This window comes from Ruminococcus sp. OM06-36AC, assembly GCF_003438725.1.
GTDB classification, from domain to species: Bacteria; Bacillota; Clostridia; order Oscillospirales; family Ruminococcaceae; genus Ruminococcus_C; species Ruminococcus_C callidus.
Window position 1 is genome coordinate 1 of record NZ_QSTT01000081.1, and the last position, 584, is coordinate 584.

Annotated in this window: 1 protein-coding gene; it reads left to right on the forward strand. The window is 45.4% G+C overall.

The genetic code is table 11. The features are described 5' to 3' along the window. A partial coding sequence (locus DXB92_RS13270; protein WP_147330091.1) for a tyrosine-type recombinase/integrase occupies positions 1–584 on the forward strand: 584 nt, incomplete at both ends.

Sequence of the window (584 nt, forward strand, 5' to 3'; positions counted from 1 at the left end):
ATTCGCAATCATATTCTTCCGGATCTCGGAACAAAGTATCTCACGGATATGACGACACATCAGCTGAATGATTTTGTCTATGAGAAACTGCAAAGCGGCCGATTGTGCGGAACTGGCGGACTTTCCGCTCGGTTTGTACAGGACATTATGCGGGTTTACCACAGCATAGAACAGTATGCAGTGCAGGAATATCACATTCATGGAACACATTTCACTATGCCGAAAGCAGAGAAAAAGCAGCTGGACGTGTTGTCTTCTGAGGAGCGAAAGAAATTGGAACAGTATCTTCTTCAGACAGGGTTGACCGTTGATTTGGCGATTCTGCTGTGCTTGTTCACCGGTTTGCGTGTAGGTGAATTGTGTGGCTTGCAGTGGAGCGATATTGACTTTGAAAACGGAACACTTTCTGTAAAACGAACGGTGCAGAGAATTTATCGAAATGGCTGTTCAGAGGTACTGATTGGCTCCCCAAAAAGCAGAACTTCTGTGCGGACAATTCCGGTTCCGTCCTTCTTGTTGACATTGCTGGAAAAGAAAAAGCGACAGGATTTTTTGTACCTGATTACTGGGAAAAGCAAACCGGC